This is a genomic window from Pseudomonas frederiksbergensis (assembly GCF_017114915.1).
Lineage (GTDB): Bacteria > Pseudomonadota > Gammaproteobacteria > Pseudomonadales > Pseudomonadaceae > Aquipseudomonas > Aquipseudomonas frederiksbergensis_I.
In genome coordinates, this window is sequence record NZ_JAAUOE010000001.1 from 80585 (window position 1) to 100409 (window position 19825).

The following is a 19825-nucleotide window of genomic DNA, read 5'->3' on the forward strand; positions in this document are numbered from 1 at the left end:
AAGCTAACCGTTGCTTCTCAGCCTTTGTAGGCAGCGACCGACTTGGTGATCGCGGCGCGGGCGGCGTCTGCGCCGTCCCAGCCTTCGATTTTCACCCATTTGCCTTTTTCGAGGTCTTTGTAGTTCGCGAAGAAGTGCTCGATCTGCTGGATCAGCAGGGCTGGCAGGTCGGTGTATTCCTTCACGTCCACGTACAGCTGGGACAGCTTGTCGTGTGGGACTGCGATGACTTTGGCATCGCCGCCGCCGTCGTCGGTCATGTTCAGGATGCCGACTGGACGCGCGCGGATCACCGAACCTGGAGCAACCGGGTAAGGGGTCACGACCAGCACGTCGAGGGGATCGCCGTCGTCAGCCAGAGTGTTCGGGATGTAACCGTAGTTGGCCGGGTAGAACATCGGGGTGGCCATGAAACGGTCAACGAACAGGCAGTCGCTGTCTTTGTCGATTTCGTATTTGATCGGCGCGTGGTTGGCCGGGATCTCGATCGCGACGTAGATGTCGTTCGGCAGGTCTTTGCCAGCCGGAATCTTGCTGTAGCTCATTGGGCGGTGCCCCCGTTAGTTGACCAAAAACACTTGGCCGGATTGACCAAAAAGTGGCGGCGATTATAGGCATATTCCGCCACCGTTGCTATGTGCCAGAGGTCGTGTAGACCTTAGTCGTGTGCCTGATAGACAGGGTTCTCGGCCAGAAGTTGCCGTAGACGGGCCAGTGGATCCTGACGGTAAAACAACTTCAACTGCTCGTAGACCTGTGGATAAGCCTCATGCAGCAAGTCCGGGGCGCTGAAGAAGTATTCGCTGGTGACCGCGAAGAATTCGGCGGGGTTTTCCGCCGCGTACGGGTCGATGGCGGTTTCAGCGTCCGGGTGGCGCTCCAATTGCCCGTCGAGGTCGTCATAGGCCTCTTGCATGACCCTGGCCCAGTCGCTGACGCGCATGTCGGCGTGCAGCGGTGGCAGGCCATTGGCGTTGCCGTTGAGCATGTCGAGCTTGTGCGCGAGTTCGTGGATCACCAGGTTGTAACCTTCCCAGCCACCGCTGGCCATCACGCCAGGCCAGGCGAGGATGATTGGGCCTTGCTGCCAGGCTTCGCCGCTGTGTTCGCCGTCCCATTCGTGTTCGACGCCGCTGGCATCGCGATGGCGCTGGGGGCTGAGGAAATCGTCGGGGTAGAGGATGATCTCGTGAAAGCCCTGATACCAGTTCAGATCGCCCAAATGCATGAGCGGCAATTGGGCCTGGGCCGCGAGCAGCAGGCGTTGTTCCTGATGGAGTTCGACGCCGGGCAGGGCGGTCAGGTGTTTGTCTTGCAGAAACAGCACGCAAGCTTCGCGCAGCCACCGGTCTTCGGCCGCGCTGATGCCATCGAGAAAACTCAGGTGATGGCGCACCCGTTGCCACATGTCGTCGGCAATCGGATGCCTGGCCAGGGTACGCCGGCGTCGCCAGGCGCTAAGGGACCACATCGTCAGTCAGCGGGGTTCGGCTTTGGACGCGGCATTAGCGAGGCGGCTGCGGATCACGCTGATGATCATCGGTAGCAGCGACAGCAGGATGATGCCTACCACCAACAGCGACAGGTTTTTCTTGATGAACGGTACGTTGCCGAAGAAGTAACCCAGGGTTACCAGCCCGCCCACCCAGAGGATGGTGCCGAGGATGCTGAAGGCAAAGAAACGCGGATAAGGCATTTTGCCAACGCCGGCGACGAACGGGGCAAATGTGCGGATGATTGGCAGGAAGCGCGCCAAGGTCACGGTTTTGCCGCCGTGCTTGTCGTAGAAGTCGTGGGTTTGCTGCAGGTAGTCGCGGCGGAAGATTTTCGAGTTCGGGTTGCTGAACAGTCGTTCGCCGGCGGTTCGGCCGATCAGGTAGTTGGTGCTGTCGCCGAGGATCGCCGCCAGCATCAGCAGGCCGCCCAGCAGCACAGGGTCCATGCCGCCACCCGCCGCCACGGCGCCGGCGATGAACAGCAGGGAGTCGCCCGGCAGGAACGGCGTCACCACCAGACCGGTTTCGCAGAAGATCACCATAAACAGAATGGCGTAAATCCATGACCCGTAGTTAGTCACCAGCAAGTCGAGGTAGACGTCGAGATGCAAGATAAGGTCGATCGGGTTGAAATCCATGGAAAGCACCTGTGGTGATGGCCCGACTCAGCAGGCCTGTGCGGATGGCTTCGCGTAAGACTACAGCTGGGTGTGATTTTTCTTACGAGCCGGGAGGTGTGGGCATTATACGGGGTGAAAGGTGAAAAACGCGTCGAGTTTGTAGCGAGGGATGTCGAGGTGTAGCGGAGTTTGAGGGAAAAGATCGCAGCCTTCGGCAGCGCCTACAGGTTCGAGGTCGCTCCGGCCAATGTAGACGCTGCCGAAAGCTGCGATTTTTTGGGGATCTTAAAGTTCGTCACTGATCGGCAGTACGTAGTTCTTGAACTCGGTGTCTTCCTTGAACCCGATGGATTCGTAGGTTTTCTGCGCGACTTCGTTGTTGCTGCTGGTGGAAACGCGCATGCGCACGGCATTGGTTTCCTTGGCCATTTTCTTCGCGGTGCGGATCAGATTGTCGGCCACCAACTGGCGGCGGGCGTCTTCGGCGACGTAGATGTCGTTGAGGATCCATACGCGTTTGAGCGAAAGGGACGAAAAGCTCGGGTACAACTGACAGAAACCCATCAGTTTGTTGTTGTCGTCATCGGCCAGGGCCAGGTAGATCACCGATTCCTTGCGCCGCAGACGTTTCTCGAGGAACGCCCGGGACGAGTCCGGATACGGCAGGGAACCGTAAAACTCGCGATATTTGACGAACAACGGGGTCAGCAGATCCAGGTGTTCGAGGGTCGCTTGAATAATCCGCATGGTAGGTCTCGTCTTCAAGTGGCTGTCTTCACGTGCTCTGGCGGCGAACGATTCTCACTCGGAGCCGTGTTTCGATCCTGCCTGAAACCGGTGTAGAAACGCAATGCGGAAACGGTTCAGGCATCCGATGGGCTGAGTAGGAAATTACCTTTCAAGTCTGCTCCTGCGTCCGACTCCAGCGTCTGAACCTGGGCTTCGTCCTTCAGACTGACCCCTGATATCTGCCGCCGACAGGCTTCGCGCATCAAATACAGCAAACGGTGTGCCGCCATGCCGTAACTCAAGCCTTCGAGGCGGACATTCGAGATGCAGTTGCGATAGGCATCCGTCAGTCCGACCTTGGGATTATAGGTGAAATACAATCCCAGGCTGTCTGGCGAGCTTAAGCCAGGGCGTTCGCCGATCAATATGACCACCATTTTCGCGCCCAGCAGCTCGCCAATCTCGTCGGCCACCGCAACCCGGCCTTGCTCCACTAGAATCACCGGCGACAGGGACCAGCCTTCAATGGCTGTCTGTTCTTCCATACGTGCCAGAAACGGCAAGGTGTGGCGATGAACGGCCAGCGCCGAGAGGCCATCGGCCACCACGATGGCCAGATCCACCCCGCCAGGATGGGCCTGCGTGTAGTCACGCAGCGTCTGCGCCGACTCATCACTCAACTTGCGCCCCAAATCGGGGCGCTGCAAATAGCTGTTGCGGTCGGTGGCGGCGCTGTGCAGCAGCAAACTCTCCCGTCCCCGTTCGGCCAGTTGCGAACTGAGCCCGGTGTGGTCGAAGGGCAGGTGCACCGCATCCCGGGCCTGGGCATGGGCATACTGGAAATCCAGCTGCGCGCGGGTCGGCATACTGGTGCCGGTGCGTCCCAGTGCAATTCGCGCCGGGGTCAGGCGACGCAGTTCCAGCCATGGGTTCTGCGGATCGACGGGTAGTTTTTCCATATAAACACTCATCCCAGTTGCGCCAATGCCTGGCGGAAGGCCGGCGGCAGGTCGTTGCCGAAGTGAATTTTGCCGTCTGCCTGGGTGAAGATGCCCATGCTCGCCAGCCACTGTTCGAACTCCGGCGCCGGCTTCAGACCCAGGGTTTGCCGGGCGTAGAGGGCATCATGGAACGACGTGGTCTGATAGTTGAGCATGATGTCGTCGGAACCGGGGATGCCCATGATGAAGTTGATCCCGGCCACGCCCAACAGGGTTAGCAGGGTGTCCATGTCATCCTGGTCGGCTTCGGCATGGTTGGTGTAACAGATGTCGCAACCCATGGGTACGCCCAGCAGCTTGCCGCAGAAGTGGTCTTCAAGGCCGGCGCGGATGATCTGTTTGCCGTTGTAGAGGTATTCCGGGCCGATGAAGCCGACGACGGTGTTCACCAGAAACGGTTTGAAATGGCGCGCCACGGCGTAGGCGCGGGTTTCACAGGTTTGTTGATCGATGCCGTGGTGGGCGTTGGCCGACAGGGCACTGCCTTGACCTGTCTCGAAATACATCAGGTTTTGGCCCAGTGTGCCGCGATTCAGGCTCAAACCCGCGTCATAACCTTCCTGCAGGACATTGAGGTTGATACCGAAACTGGCATTGGCCGCTTCGGTGCCGGCAATCGACTGGAACACCAGGTCCAGCGGAACACCGCGATTGATCGCTTCAATGGAGGTGGTGACGTGGGTCAGCACGCAGGCCTGTGTCGGAATCTCGTAGCGCTGAATGATCGCGTCGAGCATTTCCAGCATGGCGCAGATCGAAGCGATGCTGTCGGTGGCCGGGTTGATGCCGATCATCGCGTCGCCGTTGCCGTACAGCAGGCCGTCGAGAATGCTGGCGGCGATGCCGGCCGGTTCATCGGTGGGGTGATTGGGTTGCAGGCGCGTCGAAAGCCGGCCACGCAGGCCCAGGGTGCCGCGGAATTTAGTGACCACGCGGATTTTCTGTGCCACCAGCACCAGGTCCTGCACACGCATGATCTTCGACACGGCGGCGACCATTTCCGGGGTCAGGCCTGGAGCGAGGGCGCGCAGGCTCTGTTCGTCGGCGGCCTCGCTGAGCAGCCAGTCACGGAAACCGCCGACGGTGAGGTGGCTGACCGTTTTAAAAGCCTGTTTGTCGTGGGTGTCGATGATCAGCCGGGTGACTTCATCGGTTTCGTAGGGAATCAGCACTTCCTGCAGGAAGTGGGTCAGCGGAATGTTGGCCAGGGCCATCTGCGCCGCCACCCGCTCGCCATCGTTAAGGGCGGCAACGCCGGCCAGAAAGTCCCCGGAACGCGCCGGGCTGGCTTTGGCCATGACGTCCTTGAGACTGTCGAAGCGGTAGGTCTGGGCGCCGACGGTATGGGCAAATACGGCCATGGGACGGTGTCCTCCTGATGAGTACAAGTCTTGATAACACTGAGCATTCTGTGGGAGCGGCGGTGCGGCGATCCGACTTGCCCGCGATGCAAACAACTCGGTTCAACAGTTGCACCGCGGTGATGCAATCGCGGGCAAGCCCGCTCCTACAGAGGGCAAACGCCAGGCACTTGGCCCGGCGCTGGTGCAACTCAGACGCCTTCGAGCATCGCATCCGCCGGTGCATCGGCGCGCTGTTTGGCAGTCAGTTGGAAATACAGGTAACCGGCCACCATGAAACCCAGGAACACGCACCCGATCAGCGGGTTGAACCAAGCCATTGCCACCAGGCACACCACCGCCAGAAACAGCGCGATCCCCGGCACGATCGGGTAGCCCGGCGCGCGGAAGGTGCGTTCCAGGTTCGGCTCGGTTTTACGCAGTTTGAACAGGCTCAGCATACTGATGATGTACATCACGATGGCGCCGAATACCGACATGGTGATCATCGCAGCCGTCAGCGTCATGCCCTGCAGGTTGACCAGGCCGTCGCTGTAGATCGCCGCGATGCCGATCACGCCGCCCGCCAGGATTGCCCGATGCGGGGTCTGGAAGCGCGACAGTTTGGCCAGGGAGGCCGGCAGGTAGCCGGCGCGAGCCAGGGCGAAGAACTGCCGCGAATAGCCCAGAATGATCCCGTGGAAACTCGCCACCAGACCGAACAGGCCGATCCACACCAGCATGTGCATCCAGGTCGAATTATTGCCGACCACGGCTTTCATCGCCTGAGGCAGCGGATCGTTGATGTTCGACAGTTGGCGCCAGTCGCCGACACCGCCGGCCATCACCATGACGCCGATGGCCAGGAACACCAGGGTCAGAATGCCACTGACGTAAGCCCTGGGAATCGTGCGTTTCGGGTCTTTGGCTTCCTCGGCGGCCATGGCTGCGCCTTCAATGGCGAGGAAGAACCAGATCGCGAAAGGGATGGCCGCAAAGATGCCGGGAATCGAGGCCATGGTGAACTCGTTGGAGCCCGACCAGCCATTGAGTACGAAATTGCTGAAGCTGAAGCCCGGTGCGACCACGCCCATGAACACCAGCAACTCGGCGACCGCCAGCACGGTGACCACCAGTTCGAACGTGGCTGCGATGCTCACGCCGAGGATGTTCAAGCCCATGAACACGAAATAGGCGCCAACGGCGGCGACCTTCGGGTCCAGTTCCGGGTATTGCACGTTGAGGTAGGCGCCGATGGCCATGGCAATTGCCGGTGGCGCAAAGACGAATTCGATCAGGGTGGCAATGCCGGCGATCAATCCGCCTTTTTCACCGAAGGCCCGGCGGCTATAGGCAAACGGCCCGCCAGCGTGGGGAATGGCGGTGGTCAATTCGGTGAAACTGAAGATGAAGCAGGTGTACATCGTCGCCACCATCAATGCGGTGACGAGAAAACCCAGGGTACCTGCGGTGCCCCAGCCATAACTCCAGCCGAAATACTCGCCGGAAATCACCAGGCCGACGGCAATGCCCCATAGATGCAGGGTGCCGAGTGTGGGTTTGAGCTGTGTGGTAGAAGTCATAAGTCCTCTCTGCGTAGTAGAAGTCATAAGTCCTCTCTGTCTTTTTTATTGTTTGATCTGTTGGACTTTCGGGTATGGCATTCAGCGTGTAGAGATGGCAAGCAAAGCCCATGCCAGACCGGCAGGGCGATGAAGGAGGCGTTTAAGGACACCATCGCGGGCTTGCCCGCGATGGCCTTCTGAAGGGCGACACAGAAATACCTGTATCGCCCCCGGTTTTTAGAAGAAACCCAACGGATTGATGTCGTAGCTCACCAGCAGGTTTTTGGTCTGCTGATAGTGATCGAGCATCATTTTGTGGGTTTCACGGCCGACGCCGGACTTTTTGTAACCGCCGAACGCGGCGTGCGCCGGGTACAGGTGGTAGCAGTTGGTCCACACGCGACCGGCCTTGATGGCGCGGCCCATGCGGTAGGCGCGGTTGATGTCGCGGGTCCAGAGACCGGCCCCCAGGCCGAACTCGGTGTCGTTGGCGATGGCCAGGGCTTCGGCTTCATCCTTGAAGGTGGTGATGCTCACCACCGGGCCGAAGATTTCTTCCTGGAACACGCGCATTTTGTTGGTGCCCTTGAGCAGGGTCGGCTGGATGTAATACCCGGTCGCCAGGCTGCCCTCGAGTTTTTCCACCTTGCCACCGGTCAGCAGCTCGGCGCCTTCGCCCTTGGCGATGTCCAGGTACGAAAGGATTTTGTCGAATTGCTGCTCGGACGCCTGGGCGCCGACCATGGTGTCGGTGTCCAGCGGATCGCCACGTTTGATCTGCAGAACCTTCTTCATCACCACTTGCATGAATTCGTCGTAGATCGACTCCTGGACCAGGGCGCGGGACGGGCAGGTGCAGACTTCGCCCTGGTTGAAGAACGCCAGCACCAGGCCTTCGGCGGCTTTCTCGATGAAGCTTGGCTCGGCCTGCATGATGTCTTCGAAGAAGATGTTCGGTGACTTGCCACCCAGCTCCACGGTGGACGGGATGATGTTCTCGGCGGCGCATTTCATGATGTGCGAGCCGACCGGGGTCGAGCCGGTGAAGGCAATCTTGGCGATGCGTTTGCTGGTGGCCAGGGCTTCGCCGGCTTCTTTACCGAAGCCTTGCACCACGTTGAGCACGCCAGGTGGCAGCAGGTCGCCGATCAGCTCCATCAGCACGGTGATGCCCAGCGGGGTTTGCTCGGCAGGCTTGAGGACGATGCAGTTCCCGGCGGCCAGGGCCGGGGCAAGTTTCCAGGCGGCCATCAGGATCGGGAAGTTCCACGGAATGATCTGCCCGACCACGCCCAGCGGTTCATGGATGTGATAGGCCACGGTATTGCCGTCGATCTCGGCGGCGCTGCCTTCCTGGGCGCGGATGCAGCCGGCGAAGTAGCGGAAATGGTCGGCGGCCAGCGGGATGTCGGCGTTGAGGGTTTCGCGCACGGCTTTGCCGTTGTCCCAGGACTCGGTGATCGCCAGCAGTTCCAGGTTCTGTTCGATGCGATCGGCGATTTTCAGCAGCACCAGCGAGCGAGCCTGGGCGGACGTGGCGCCCCAGGCATCGGCGGCGGCATGGGCGGCATCCAGGGCTTTTTCGATGTCTTCGGCCGTGGAGCGCGGGAATTCGGCAATCGGTTGGCCGTTGACCGGCGAGGTATTGGTGAAGTACTGACCTTTGACAGGCGCGACGAACTCGCCGCCGATGTAATTACCGTATTTGCTCTTGAACGAAACGATAGCGCCTTCAGTACCGGGGTGAGCGTAACGCATGATGGGTTTCTCCTTGGCTTTTGTGCTTATAAGGGAGGACGCGCCAGAGCGCTGCATTAAGCTTAGAGCAAAGGTCGGGCCAGTGCCTTGCAGGTCAGGTAAATCAAGGGCTTGTGTGTTTTTTATCGGACGGCTGGCCGGCGCTTGTGACGCTTGCAGTACAACCGGTGTGACACTTTGTACCGCTTGTGGCACAGCCTGTGACCGATGGATCTTGCCGGCATTGCATTGGAGGCTAGGCTGGAGGATGCTCGGTGCTCGCATGACTAAGTCACAGGGATTTGATGGCTGCTGTGGTGTAAACCGCTCGGGGAGAATAATAAGAAATGCACGACAACCATTTGAGTCGCCATGCCCAGCAAGTGTTGACCGTGACCCAGGGTAAATCCCACCTGCACGGTCCCGGCAGCGATCCTTCCATTGCCCGCTCCTGGCTGCGTTGTCTTGAGGACTATCACCTCGACCCGGCCCTGACCATGGCGCCGACGGTGCTGGAACATGGCCGCGTGCTGGAAAGCCGCGAACGCTTGCAGCAAGTGCTGCAGATTGCCGGCAACGAAATGACCAGCCTCCACCAGCAACTGTCTGGCGCCGGCCACGCGGTGCTGCTGACCGACGCCCGCGGAGTGATCCTCAACTGCGTCACCGCGCCCGCCGAACGGAAGATTTTCGAGCGCGCCGGCCTTTGGCTCGGCGCCGACTGGAGCGAAGCCTGCGAAGGCACCAACGGCATCGGCACTTGCCTGGTGGAGCGTCAGTCCCTGACCATTCACCAGGACGAACATTTTCGCGGCCGCCACACCGGCCTGACCTGCTCGGCAAGCCCGGTGTTCGACCCTCACGGTGAACTGTTGGCGGTGCTCGACGTGTCTTCGGCGCGCCATGAGGTGTCGCGTCAGAGCCAGTTTCACACCATGGCCCTGGTCAATCTGTCGGCGAAGATGATCGAGAGCTGCTATTTCCTGCGCTACTTCGACAATCAATGGTTGCTGCGTTTTCACTTGCAGGCCGAATCCGTCGGGCTGTTCAGCGAAGGGTTGCTGGCGTTTGACGGGGAAGGGCGGATCTGTGCGGTGAACCAGAGTGCGCTGAATTTGCTGGGACATATTCGTGGTGGGCTGTTGGGCAAACCGGTGGAGGCGTTTTTCGACTGCTCGCTGGATGAATTGCTCGGCCGCGCGAGCGCCAATGCCAGCGCCAGTTGGCCATTGCGCACCCGTGACGGGCGGCGGCTGTTTGCCGTGTTGCGCGGGCAGCCGCGCAGCATTCCGGTGCCGGTGGTGCAAAGCCCGATGGTTGTCGAGCGTCCGCGCTTGTCAGGCATTTGCCTGGGCGATGCCGCGTTGCAGGAGGATTTTCGCAAGGCTTTGCGCGTGTTTGAACGAGACGTGCCGTTGCTGATCAACGGCGAGACCGGCTCAGGCAAAGAGGCCTTCGCCAAAGCCGTGCATCAGGCCAGTCAACGGTCGGAAAAATCTTTCGTTGCCCTGAATTGCGCGGCGATTCCCGAAAGCCTGATCGAAAGCGAGCTGTTCGGCTATCGCGGCGGTAGCTTCACCGGTGCCCGCAAGGAAGGCATGCGCGGCAAGTTGCAGCAGGCCGATGGCGGGACTTTGTTCCTTGATGAAATCGGTGACATGCCGCTGAGCATGCAGACCCGTCTATTAAGGGTGCTGGAAGACCGTCAGGTGGTGCCGATTGGCGGTGAGCCGGAATCGGTCAATGTGCGAATCATCAGCGCCACTCACCGCAACCTGCTTGAACGGGTGCAGGACGGCAGTTTCCGCGAGGATTTGTATTACCGGCTCAATGGGCTGGAAGTCGCATTGCCGGCGCTGCGTGAGCGCGCTGACAAAACGCAGTTGCTCGACTTTTTGCTGGCCGAAGAGGCGGGCGGGGAAACGGTATTGATCGACGGGCCGGCGCGGCAAGCCTTGCTGGATTTTGCCTGGCCGGGGAACGTGCGGCAGTTGCGTAATGTGCTGCGCACCCTGGCGGCGTTGTGTGATGGCGGTCGGATCGGGCTGGAGGATTTACCGGCGATGATTCGCCAGGCCCGGCCGGTGACTGTGGCGACGGTTGAAGAGCCGTCCGAATATCCGCTGGATGATGCCGAGCGGTTGGCGTTGCTCAATGCGCTAGAACAGCAGCGCTGGCACATGACCCATACCGCCGAACAGCTGGGCGTCAGTCGCAATACCCTCTACAGAAAGCTGCGCAAACACGGTATCGGCCGCTAGGTTGTGACTGATCGTTCCCACGCAGAGCGTGGGAGCGAGCGTGGTTACAGCTAAAGAGTGCGATTTTCCCCTCCCTACGCTAACCTGCGGCCATGTTTTACGAGGTCGACTATGCACATTCATATTCTTGGTATTTGCGGCACTTTCATGGGGTCGATGGCGGTTCTGGCCAAAGAGCTGGGCCATCGCGTGACCGGCTCCGATGCCAACGTCTATCCACCGATGAGCACTCAGCTGCAAGCTCAGGGCATTGAGTTGACCCAGGGTTACGACCCGGCGCAGCTCGATCCGGCTCCGGACCTGGTGGTGATCGGCAATGCCATGTCCCGCGGCAACCCGGCCGTCGAGTACGTGCTGAACAAGGGCCTGCCATACGTCTCCGGCCCGCAATGGCTGGCGGATCACGTATTGCAAGGTCGCTGGGTGCTGGCGGTGGCCGGCACGCACGGTAAAACCACCACCAGCAGCATGCTCGCCTGGGTGCTGGAACATGCGGGCATGAGCCCGGGTTTCCTGATCGGCGGCGTGCCGCAGAATTTCTCGGTGTCGGCGCGTCTGGGCGATACACCGTTTTTCGTGATCGAAGCCGACGAATACGACAGCGCGTTTTTCGACAAACGCTCCAAGTTCGTTCACTACCGCCCGCGCACGGCGATCCTGAACAATCTGGAGTTCGATCACGCGGACATCTTCCCTGATCTGCCAGCCATCGAGCGGCAGTTCCACCATTTGGTGCGGACCATCCCGAGCGAAGGCCTGGTGATCCATCCGACCACTGAACCGGCCTTGCAGCGCGTCATCGACATGGGGTGCTGGACCCCGGTGCAAACCACTGGTGCCGGCGGTCAATGGCAGGTCAAATTGCTCAGCGAAGACGGTTCGAAATTCGAAGTGATGTTCGACGGCGTCGCCCAAGGCGTGGTCGAGTGGGACATGACCGGCCAGCACAACGTCGCCAACGCCTTGGCTACGCTGGCGGCTGCTCGCCACGTTGGCGTGGTGCCGTCGATGGGCATTGCGGCACTGAGCGCATTCAAAAGCGTGAAGCGCCGGATGGAAAAGGTCGCGGAAGTCCGTGGCATCACCATTTACGACGATTTCGCTCACCACCCGACCGCCATTGCCACCACCCTCGACGGTTTGCGCAAGCGCATTGGCGATGCGCCGTTGATCGCAATCATCGAACCGCGCTCCAACTCCATGAAGCTCGGCGCCCACCGCGATGGCTTGCCGGAAAGCGTGGTCGATGCCGATCAGGTGATCTGGTATTCGCCGGCCAACCTCGGTTGGGACTTGGGCGCCACTGCAGCATTGTGCACGGTGCCGTCGATCGTCAGCGATTCGCTGGAAGGCATCATCGAACGCGTGAAGAGCCAGGCCCAACCCGGCACTCATGTGGTGATCATGAGCAACGGTGGCTTCGGCGGCCTGCACGGTAAACTGGCCGAGGCGCTGCAATGAACAACGGTCCGGAACGCATCACGCTGGCGATGACCGGCGCTTCGGGCGCCCAGTACGGCTTGCGCCTGCTCGACTGCCTGGTGCGTGAGGACCGCGAGGTGCACTTCCTGATTTCCAAGGCCGCGCAACTGGTGATGGCCACCGAGACCGATGTCACGCTGCCGTCCAAGCCGCAGATGATGCAAGCCTTCCTCACCGAATACACCGGCGCCGCCGCCGGGCAGATTCGGGTCTATGGCAAGGAAGACTGGATGTCGCCGGTGGCGTCGGGCTCTGGCTCGCCAGCGGCGATGGTGGTGGTGCCGTGTTCCACCGGAACCTTGTCGGCTATCGCGACCGGGGCCTGCAACAATTTGATCGAGCGGGCTGCCGATGTCACGTTGAAGGAGCGCCGTCAGCTGATTCTGGTGCCGCGCGAGGCGCCGTATTCGAGCATTCATCTGGAGCACATGCTCAAGCTGTCGAACATGGGCGTGACGATTCTGCCGGCGTCACCGGGCTTCTATCATCAGCCGCAAACCATCGATGACTTGATCGACTTCGTCGTGGCGCGAATCCTCAATCTGCTGAGCATTCCACAAGACATGCTGCCGCGCTGGGGCGAACACCATTTGAGCAGCGATGAATAAACTGCTGATCATTCTGCTGACCTTGCAACTGGCGGGCTGCGCCACGGCGCGCACCCTCGATGCCGCCAAGCCAGGGGCGCCGGTGGTGTATTCGGGGACGCGTCTGGATTTGTATGCGCTGAACGGCGGTTGCTGCGCCATGGACAGATTTGGCGCAGAGGCGCCGAGTTATCCCGGCGTTGATCTGCCGGCCAGTGCGTTGCTTGATACGCTGTTATTGCCGCTGTCGTTGTTGACGGTGATTGGCGTAAGTTTTCAAGCGACGGGTGGTTTGTAGCGCTCGGCTTTGAATCGATGTTGCTCGCGAAGGCGTCCATTCAGGCACTGCGCAATTATTTGCCTAACTTGCGCAACTCATCCGACTCGACAATCCGCACGCCATCCTGTTCTTCCAGCGCCAGGCGCCACATGGCGCGGGCCAGTTGGCAGGCTTCGATGCCGTGGTATTTGCCCGGAATCAATTTCGACAACGGGCCGGCGACCCGCTCGGCCAGTCGCGGCTCGGCACGATCGCCCAACAACAGCGAAGGCCGGCAAATGGTCAACTGCGGCCAATTCTGCGCCCGCAAAGCGTGTTCCATCTCGCCTTTGACCCGGTTATAGAAATTCGGGGATCTGCGGTCGGCTCCCAAGGCACTGATCACGATCAAGTGCCGTGCGCCCATTTCCCGTGCACGTTTGGCGAAGGCCACGACCATGTCCAGGTCCACCGCGCGAAACGCTTCCTCGGAGCCGGCCTGTTTGATCGTGGTGCCGAGGCAGCAATAGGCGACGTCGACGCGACCGTTCAGTTGCGGCAGAAATACCGTCGGGTCACCGACCGGGTTTTCCAGGTGAGGATGCTCGGCCAGTGGCCGGCGTGAGGGGGCTAATACTCGTGTAATCGTTGGCTCATTGAGCAGACGGTCAAGCAAATGTTCACCGGTTAACCCGGTAGCTCCGGCAAGCAATACATGCTGAGGCGTCAAGTACATAGTCATTCCCCCTTGATACTATTCAGCTTAGTTGCTCTTTTCATCCTTGCTGATAGAGACACTTTGCAAGGCCTTTCGTGCCTGCTGTTTGCGTAACGATTGCCAGTGGGCGAGAACGGCTTTCGGCGCCCAGATCTGCGGTTCGGAGGCTTCGAAGTTGTCGGCCAGTTCGCGCTCGGCCACGGTGGCGCTCGCCAGTTTGAAGGCTTGCTCCAGATCGTCGGTCTGGTTCAGCGCCTGGGCAAACAACGCGTCGCCGAAATAAGTGAAGTTGGCTTCTTCCGAGCAGCCGAAGGACACCCGGTCGGCACGCGAGGCGGTCATGATCAGGGTGTGTTCGTCCTTGAGGGCGGGGATGAAGCCGCCGGAATAACAGGACGAAATCACGATGATCTTGTCGCGTTTCTTCAGGGGCGCGAGGACGGCGGCGAGTTCGTCGGCCGGCAGGTCGGCCAGTTCCATGCGTGGCTGGTCGAGCACCAGTTCGTGTTCACTGGAGCCATGGCTGGTCAGGTAAATGAACAGCAAGTCTTCCGGGCCGCTGCGTTCGGCCAGGGTCTGGGCGGCGCGGCGCAGGTTTTCCCGGGTGGCCATCGGCCGGTCGCCGAGATGGTCGCGATGGTTGACCAGACGGATCTGGCCGAAGGCGCCGAAACGGCTGGAAAGCATGTTGGCGACGTAGTCGGATTCGCGCAGGAATACGCTCTGCTTGCCATCGCCGCCCAGGGTCAAGGTGTACAGTTCGACCGCCGGGGTCGAGGCCGGCACGTTGGCCAGTGCTTCATCGAGCAAGCGGCCCTGGGCCAGCAAGCCAAGCTCGAGGGTGTCTGGCAGTAGCTTGCCGTCGGCGTCGCGCACGCGCTGACTGTTGATCCAGGTGCCGCTCAGCACCGTGCCATCGGTCAGCACCAACGTGCCTTTGCCTTGATAGTTGTCGCCTTCGAACTGGCCGATATAGAAGCTGCCATCAGCCAGGTTCAAGCGGCCCTGACCGGTGAAACGCCAGTCGCTGAACTGACCGATGTAGTGACTGCCATCGGCGCCGATCAACTCGCCCTTGCCGCTCAGCGCGCCTTCCTTGAACTGACCGATCCAGACATCGCCGTCGGCGTTCTCGTAGCGCCCCTTGCCATGCAGTTGATTGTTTTTGAAACCGCCGACATAGATATCGCCATCGGCGCTGTTGAAAGTACCGGTGCCTTCCAGCTGACCATTAGCGAAATGCCCGGTGAATTGATTGCCGCTGGCATCGCTGCGCTGGCCTTCGCCGTTGGGTTTGCCGTGGACGAACTGACCTTGGTACTGGCTGCCGTCTTCGAGTTCGAGGCGACCGAGCCCTGAATATTGATCGGCCTTGAACTCGCCGCGGTAGGTCATGGCGTTTTCTTTGAGGGTGCCTTCACCTTCGCGTCGCCCGGCCTTGAAGCCGCCGGTATAGCTGCTGCCGGTGGTGGTCAGGGTGCCTTGGCCGTCGAACAGCCCCTGCTGGAATTGCCCGCGATAGACTTCGCCGTTGCTGCCGTGCCATTCGCCCTGGCCATGCCATTGGCCTTTGTCGAACTGGCCGGCGTACCAGCTGCCGTTGGGGTAATCGATGCGACCCTCGCCTTGCAGCAACCCGTTGACCAGATCACCGCGATAGCGTCCGCCGTCCGGCAGGCGGGCGTCGGGGGGCAGCAGCGATTCGCCATCGCCGCAAGCGGTGAGCAAAAGGGTCAGGGCAAGGAGTGCAAGTGAGCGCATAGCGGGATCCGGGCAATTAGGCGACCGAGTATGCCGCAGCTATGTGTCGCATTTATAGAGACACGGCAGAAACACAGCGCGAAACAGCGTGAGCTGTTTCGCAATCAGGCGTGTGTCAGACGAAGCAGAGGGACAGTGGCTCGGCGATATAGGCCGGTTTGTCCGACCCTTCGATTTCCAGCGTGGCGGTGGCCTTGAGTAGCCATTGGCCGGGCTTCTTCTCGGTGACGTCGTTCATGTCGACCTTGAGTCGTACCCTGGAATTGACCTTCACTGGCTGGATGAAACGCACGCTGTCCAGACCATAGTTGACCACCATCTTCGCGCCTTGGGGCAGGATGAGGATGTCTTCCATCAGCTTGGGGATCAGCGACAACGACAGGAAACCATGGGCGATGGTGCTGCCGAAAGGTGTTTGCGCGGCTTTGACCGGGTCGACGTGGATGAACTGATAATCGCCTGTGGCTTCCGCGAACAGGTTGATGCGTTCCTGATCGATGGTGAGCCATTGGGAACGTCCGAGTTCCTTGCCGACATAATCTTTGAGCTCCGCAACTGGAACATAGGGCATTGAGACTCTCCTTGGGTTCATCGGTTTTATAGTTTTTCGAGTGGGGGATTTGACCGCCCTGCGAACCACTTTAGATCAACATGACAAACTGTTCCGGTCAACTGACCATGCTTTTGGCGAATGCCGACTCATAGCGTGCTTATAATGTCGGGCCCCTTCTTGGTGGGGAGAGCGCGCAGGAGATGATGGATGTTGTTACGTGGCCTGACCTGGCTGGTGCTTTTTCAATTGCTCGGCACTGCCCTCAACCATCTGTTTTTGCCGGTGCTGCCGGGGCCGATCATTGGCCTGCTGTTGCTGCTGGGGTATCTGATTGTTCGCGGTCAAGTCGGCGAACCGCTGAACCTTGCGGCCAGTAGTCTGCTGCGTTACCTGCCGTTGTTGCTGGTGCCGCCAGCCGTGGGCGTGATGGTTTACGCCACCGACATTGCCGCGGATTTCTGGGCGATCACCGGCGCGCTGGTGTTGTCGCTGGTGCTGTCGATGGCCTTCGCCGGTGTGCTGATGCAGCGCCTGGTCAAACGTCATGCCCATCCCGAGGACGGCCAATGATGTTCGATTGGCACGGCGCCTGGGCGTCGGTGATTCATCATCCATTGTTCGGTATCGGCATTACGCTGGGCGCGTATCAGTTGGTGCTGGCGGCGTTCGAGAAAACCCGCTGGATTTTCCTGCAACCGGTGCTGGTCTCCATGTTGCTAGTCATCGGTGTGCTGGTCAGTTGCGGTCTGAGCTACGTCGAGTACCGCAAGAGCACCGAGATCCTCAGTATCCTGCTCGGTCCGGCCACCGTTGCGCTGGCAGTGCCGCTGTACCTCAACCTGCGACGGATCCGGCAGTTGTTCTGGCCGATATTTACTACGCTGGTGATAGGTGGCGTGGTCGCCACGGGCATGGGCGTATTGCTGGGCTGGTGGTTCGGCGCCGAACACATGATCCTGATGACCATGGCCCCCAAGTCGGTGACCTCGCCGATTGCCATGCTGGTGGCGGAGCAGATCGGTGGCGTCGCGGCACTGGCGGCGGTGTTCGTGTTGATTACCGGAGTGATCGGGGCAATCTTCGGGCCGAGTCTTTTGACCCGTCTCGGGGTCCACAGTCCAGAGGCCCGCGGTATGGCCCTGGGCATGACCGCCCACGCAGTCGGCACCTCGGTGGCCCTGCAGGAAAGTGAAGAGTGCGGCGCCTTCGCGGCGCTGGCGATGAGTCTGATGGGCGTGGCCACGGCGGTGTTCCTGCCGTTGGCGGTGTCGATGGTGGTGTAAGGAAATGTCTATGAGCTTGCCGCTTTTCCCGCTGAACACCGTGCTGTTTCCCGGTTGCAACCTCGATTTGCAGATATTCGAGGCGCGCTACCTGGACATGATCGGCCGCTGCATGAAGCAGGGCGGCGGTTTCGGTGTGGTGTGCATCCTCGAAGGCAGCGAAGTCGGCGCCGCACCCGAAGGCTTTGCCATGGTCGGTTGCGAAGCGCGGATCACCGATTTCCAGCAGCAGGACAACGGCCTGCTGGGCATCCGGGTGCAGGGCGGGCGTCGTTTCCATGTGCTGAGCACCGAAGTGCAGCGCGATCAACTCATCGTCGCCGAAGTCGAGTGGCTGGACGAAGAGCCGGAGCAACCGTTGCAGGATGAAGACGCCGATCTGGTGGCGTTGCTCAAGGCCCTGGCCGAGCACCCGATGGTCGAGGCGCTGAACATGGGCACCGAGGCGGTGGGTCAGCAGTCGCTGGCCAATCAGCTTGCTTATCTGTTGCCGTTCTCCGAAGAAGACAAGATCGACCTGCTGCAACTCGACGATCCGCAGCAGCGGCTGGATGCGATTCAGGCGCTGCTCGATGAGTTGCAGGGTGAGTTGTTTGCCTGAAGCGATGGCTCCCTGTCATCCATGGCAACGGCAGGTAACCCCCGCCGTTGCTCAATGAATCAAACTCGCTGTTCAGTTGCTTCGCGATCCGGTGATCACTCAGGCCAGACGATATCGTTAGCGAACCATTGCTTTCCTGAATCCAGTTTCAGAATGGGCTTGCCTGCTTGGGCAACGGCCTCTATCAGGGCGTCATATCGATGTCGATTGTAGGCGCCGCTATGGGTTTGCTCCTCGATATCCATACGGGAGTAGTAATCAGCTTGCTGGGCGACATCATTGATTTTCGCTGCGCGGGTGAGTGTGGAGTCGAGTAGCCAGATACGTTCCGAGCCGATGCCCCGTTTGGAGGTTGATATCAATGCTTCATGATCGTCTTCCGGAAACCAGGCCCCCTGTTTTTCGGCGCTCCCGTTAAGAAATATATTCTCCTCTCTCAGTACAACTTCCATTTTTCGGGTATCGATGACATAGGCAAATATGAAATTTTGTTTATGTCGGATGGTTTCGTAGTTTCGTTCGGAGTCAAGCTCCACCTCAGACGAGTCAGACCAATCGTTATCGGAGCTATCTGAGTCATTGTCGGGCTCGCCGGGTTTCTTTCCGGGATATTTATTCTTCTGGTTGTTGTAGCGCAGATACTCCGGGTCGGGGGCATCAGTGCCCCTGCCGGCATACTCCTTGACCAACTTCAGACTTACCGTTGCGCTGATCGGTTTTTCGGTCGTCGCACCACGCGGATGTTTTAAGCGCGGCAGCATCCGGGCATCGTTATAAAACTCGAATGGCGTACGTTCATCGGCCCTGAACAAACCGGGGATATCTGTGCGGTACAAACAATCATTGCCGTTTCGTAAATAACCCAGTTTTGCCAGGAAGGCATCGAGAAATTCGCGGCTGACAGTTTCATCGAGGTCGAACAGGCCGCGGAGTTGCGACGTACCGTTTCTCAAGGGCAGGAGCAGTGGTTCGATTTCCTGATGGAACGGGTCGAAACGGGTCGGGGCGTTCGCGTCGAGGGTGCGCAGCCTGTGCTGCTCGACCCACTGGGGAAGAGCCCGGGGATTGTCGATCAGGTCGTTGCGCAGTTGTCTATGCTGGTTGGGCGAAAGGTTGTAGGAGCGCAAAAGCACGACCCGTTCGCCGTGGGTCATTGTCGGATACAGCCATCGCAGGGAATCGCCCAGCAGTTCATCTCTAGGGTTGCCGGAATTCAGCGGTCTGGCCCATTCAGGCCTTGTGCCGCTGGTCTGGGCCTCAATACGAAAACGCAGGATATCCTGGTCGTGGAGGCCGTAGAACTGCCGTATCTGATGATCGGTCCAGGCGCTCAGGTGGGTAGGCGCTCCGTGGAATCCGGCCGGAGGTAGAGGTGGTATTGCCGCCTCGGTTTGTATCGCGGGGCGCGAGGCCGCCGGTTGTTTGACGGGCGCTGCGATTTCGTCGTCAGCGGAATGTAGCCGCTTCAACGGCGGATGCGCGCCAACCTGATGTGTTGGACTCCAGGTCGCCTCGCCTGCATTTTTGTAGAGCGCGGGACCCGGCGGCAGCTTCTTGTAAAGATCTGTCACCCGGTAAGCGCCAAGATCCGCATCGAACTCCACATGTACGGTACCGACATCTTTGACGTCTACGAACTTGCGCCCGACGACAAAGCGAAAACCGTCGTCATCGGCAGGTTGCATGTTGCGCAGCAAGGCGCGATTCAATAGATAACTGCTGAACCCGACACTTGTCTGGGGCTCGGCGGAGGGCAAGTCTGAAATATCGAGCCTCGACGGTTCAGCACCGCCTTCGGAATGGCTGCCGGGTCGTTGATCAGGCCTGACAGG

General features: G+C 60.0%; 19 protein-coding genes. 7 read left to right on the top strand and 12 right to left on the bottom strand.

Going from position 1 to position 19825, the window contains the following annotated elements; genetic code table 11:
• Positions 1-17: 17 nt before the first annotated feature.
• The 8 genes from ppa to exaC all read right to left on the bottom strand — a co-directional run bounded on the left by ppa (position 18) and on the right by exaC (position 8509).
• Positions 18-545: an inorganic diphosphatase gene (ppa, locus tag HCU66_RS00450; protein WP_007933577.1), complete on the bottom strand. Its 528-nt coding sequence runs from the start codon at positions 543-545 to the stop codon at positions 18-20.
• Between the two features lie 113 nt (positions 546-658).
• Positions 659-1471, bottom strand: coding sequence for a M90 family metallopeptidase (locus HCU66_RS00455; RefSeq protein ID WP_205886519.1), 813 nt, complete (start codon positions 1469-1471; stop codon positions 659-661).
• Positions 1472-1477: 6 nt separating this feature from the next.
• Positions 1478-2134: a DedA family protein gene (locus tag HCU66_RS00460; protein WP_205886520.1), complete on the bottom strand. Its 657-nt coding sequence runs from the start codon at positions 2132-2134 to the stop codon at positions 1478-1480.
• Positions 2135-2401: 267 nt separating this feature from the next.
• Positions 2402-2863, bottom strand: coding sequence for a GNAT family N-acetyltransferase (locus HCU66_RS00465; RefSeq protein ID WP_054052383.1), 462 nt, complete (start codon positions 2861-2863; stop codon positions 2402-2404).
• 116 nt (positions 2864-2979) lie between these two features.
• On the bottom strand, positions 2980-3804 hold the full coding sequence (gene eutC, locus HCU66_RS00470; RefSeq protein WP_205886521.1) for an ethanolamine ammonia-lyase subunit EutC: 825 nt from the start codon (positions 3802-3804) through the stop codon (positions 2980-2982).
• An 8-nt stretch (positions 3805-3812) separates the two neighbouring features.
• On the bottom strand, positions 3813-5207 hold the full coding sequence (locus HCU66_RS00475) for an ethanolamine ammonia-lyase subunit EutB (RefSeq protein ID WP_205886522.1): 1395 nt from the start codon (positions 5205-5207) through the stop codon (positions 3813-3815).
• A gap of 191 nt (positions 5208-5398) precedes the next feature.
• Positions 5399-6769 carry an ethanolamine permease gene (eat, locus tag HCU66_RS00480; RefSeq protein WP_205886523.1) on the bottom strand — a complete coding sequence of 457 codons (1371 nt, stop codon included), beginning with the start codon at positions 6767-6769 and terminating at the stop codon, positions 5399-5401.
• A gap of 219 nt (positions 6770-6988) precedes the next feature.
• Positions 6989-8509, bottom strand: a complete 1521-nt coding sequence (exaC, locus tag HCU66_RS00485) for an acetaldehyde dehydrogenase ExaC (RefSeq protein WP_205886524.1) — start codon at positions 8507-8509, stop codon at positions 6989-6991.
• A gap of 326 nt (positions 8510-8835) precedes the next feature.
• Between exaC and HCU66_RS00490 the strand changes: the two genes are divergently transcribed.
• From HCU66_RS00490 to HCU66_RS00505, 4 genes are all read left to right on the top strand, one after another.
• Positions 8836-10749, top strand: a complete 1914-nt coding sequence (locus HCU66_RS00490; RefSeq protein ID WP_205886525.1) for a sigma-54-dependent Fis family transcriptional regulator — start codon at positions 8836-8838, stop codon at positions 10747-10749.
• Between the two features lie 111 nt (positions 10750-10860).
• On the top strand, positions 10861-12210 hold the full coding sequence (gene mpl, locus HCU66_RS00495) for a UDP-N-acetylmuramate:L-alanyl-gamma-D-glutamyl-meso-diaminopimelate ligase (protein WP_205886526.1): 1350 nt from the start codon (positions 10861-10863) through the stop codon (positions 12208-12210).
• A complete protein-coding gene (ubiX, locus tag HCU66_RS00500) occupies positions 12207-12839 on the top strand; it encodes a flavin prenyltransferase UbiX (protein ID WP_205886527.1) in 633 nt (210 codons plus the stop codon). Before mpl ends, ubiX begins: the two co-directional genes overlap by 4 nt.
• Entirely contained in the window at positions 12832-13116 is a 285-nt protein-coding gene (locus HCU66_RS00505) for a YceK/YidQ family lipoprotein (RefSeq protein ID WP_205886528.1), read from the top strand. The genes ubiX and HCU66_RS00505 overlap by 8 nt, the downstream gene beginning before the upstream one ends.
• Positions 13117-13171: 55 nt before the next feature.
• Here HCU66_RS00505 and HCU66_RS00510 read toward each other — a convergent pair whose 3' ends face one another.
• The 3 genes from HCU66_RS00510 to HCU66_RS00520 all read right to left on the bottom strand — a co-directional run bounded on the left by HCU66_RS00510 (position 13172) and on the right by HCU66_RS00520 (position 16127).
• A complete protein-coding gene (locus tag HCU66_RS00510; RefSeq protein ID WP_205886529.1) occupies positions 13172-13813 on the bottom strand; it encodes an oxidoreductase in 642 nt (213 codons plus the stop codon).
• Positions 13814-13840: 27 nt separating this feature from the next.
• Entirely contained in the window at positions 13841-15556 is a 1716-nt protein-coding gene (locus tag HCU66_RS00515; RefSeq protein ID WP_205886530.1) for a C13 family peptidase, read from the bottom strand.
• Positions 15557-15671: 115 nt separating this feature from the next.
• Positions 15672-16127, bottom strand: coding sequence for a MaoC family dehydratase (locus HCU66_RS00520; protein ID WP_205886531.1), 456 nt, complete (start codon positions 16125-16127; stop codon positions 15672-15674).
• Between the two features lie 189 nt (positions 16128-16316).
• Here HCU66_RS00520 and HCU66_RS00525 point away from each other — a divergent pair, with 189 nt between their 5' ends.
• Genes HCU66_RS00525 through HCU66_RS00535 form a run of 3 tightly spaced genes read left to right on the top strand, consistent with a single transcriptional unit; the run spans position 16317 to position 17993 of the window.
• Positions 16317-16679, top strand: a complete 363-nt coding sequence (locus HCU66_RS00525) for a CidA/LrgA family protein (protein ID WP_205886532.1) — start codon at positions 16317-16319, stop codon at positions 16677-16679.
• Positions 16676-17392 (top strand): LrgB family protein, encoded by a 717-nt coding sequence (locus HCU66_RS00530; protein ID WP_007937459.1) that lies wholly within the window; start codon positions 16676-16678, stop codon positions 17390-17392. Before HCU66_RS00525 ends, HCU66_RS00530 begins: the two co-directional genes overlap by 4 nt.
• A 10-nt stretch (positions 17393-17402) precedes the next feature.
• Positions 17403-17993, top strand: coding sequence for an LON peptidase substrate-binding domain-containing protein (locus tag HCU66_RS00535; protein ID WP_205886533.1), 591 nt, complete (start codon positions 17403-17405; stop codon positions 17991-17993).
• Between the two features lie 95 nt (positions 17994-18088).
• On the opposite strand, the gene HCU66_RS00540 is transcribed toward HCU66_RS00535, so the two are convergent.
• On the bottom strand, positions 18089-19702 hold the full coding sequence (locus tag HCU66_RS00540) for a hypothetical protein (protein ID WP_241015311.1): 1614 nt from the start codon (positions 19700-19702) through the stop codon (positions 18089-18091).
• Positions 19703-19825: the final 123 nt, after the last annotated feature.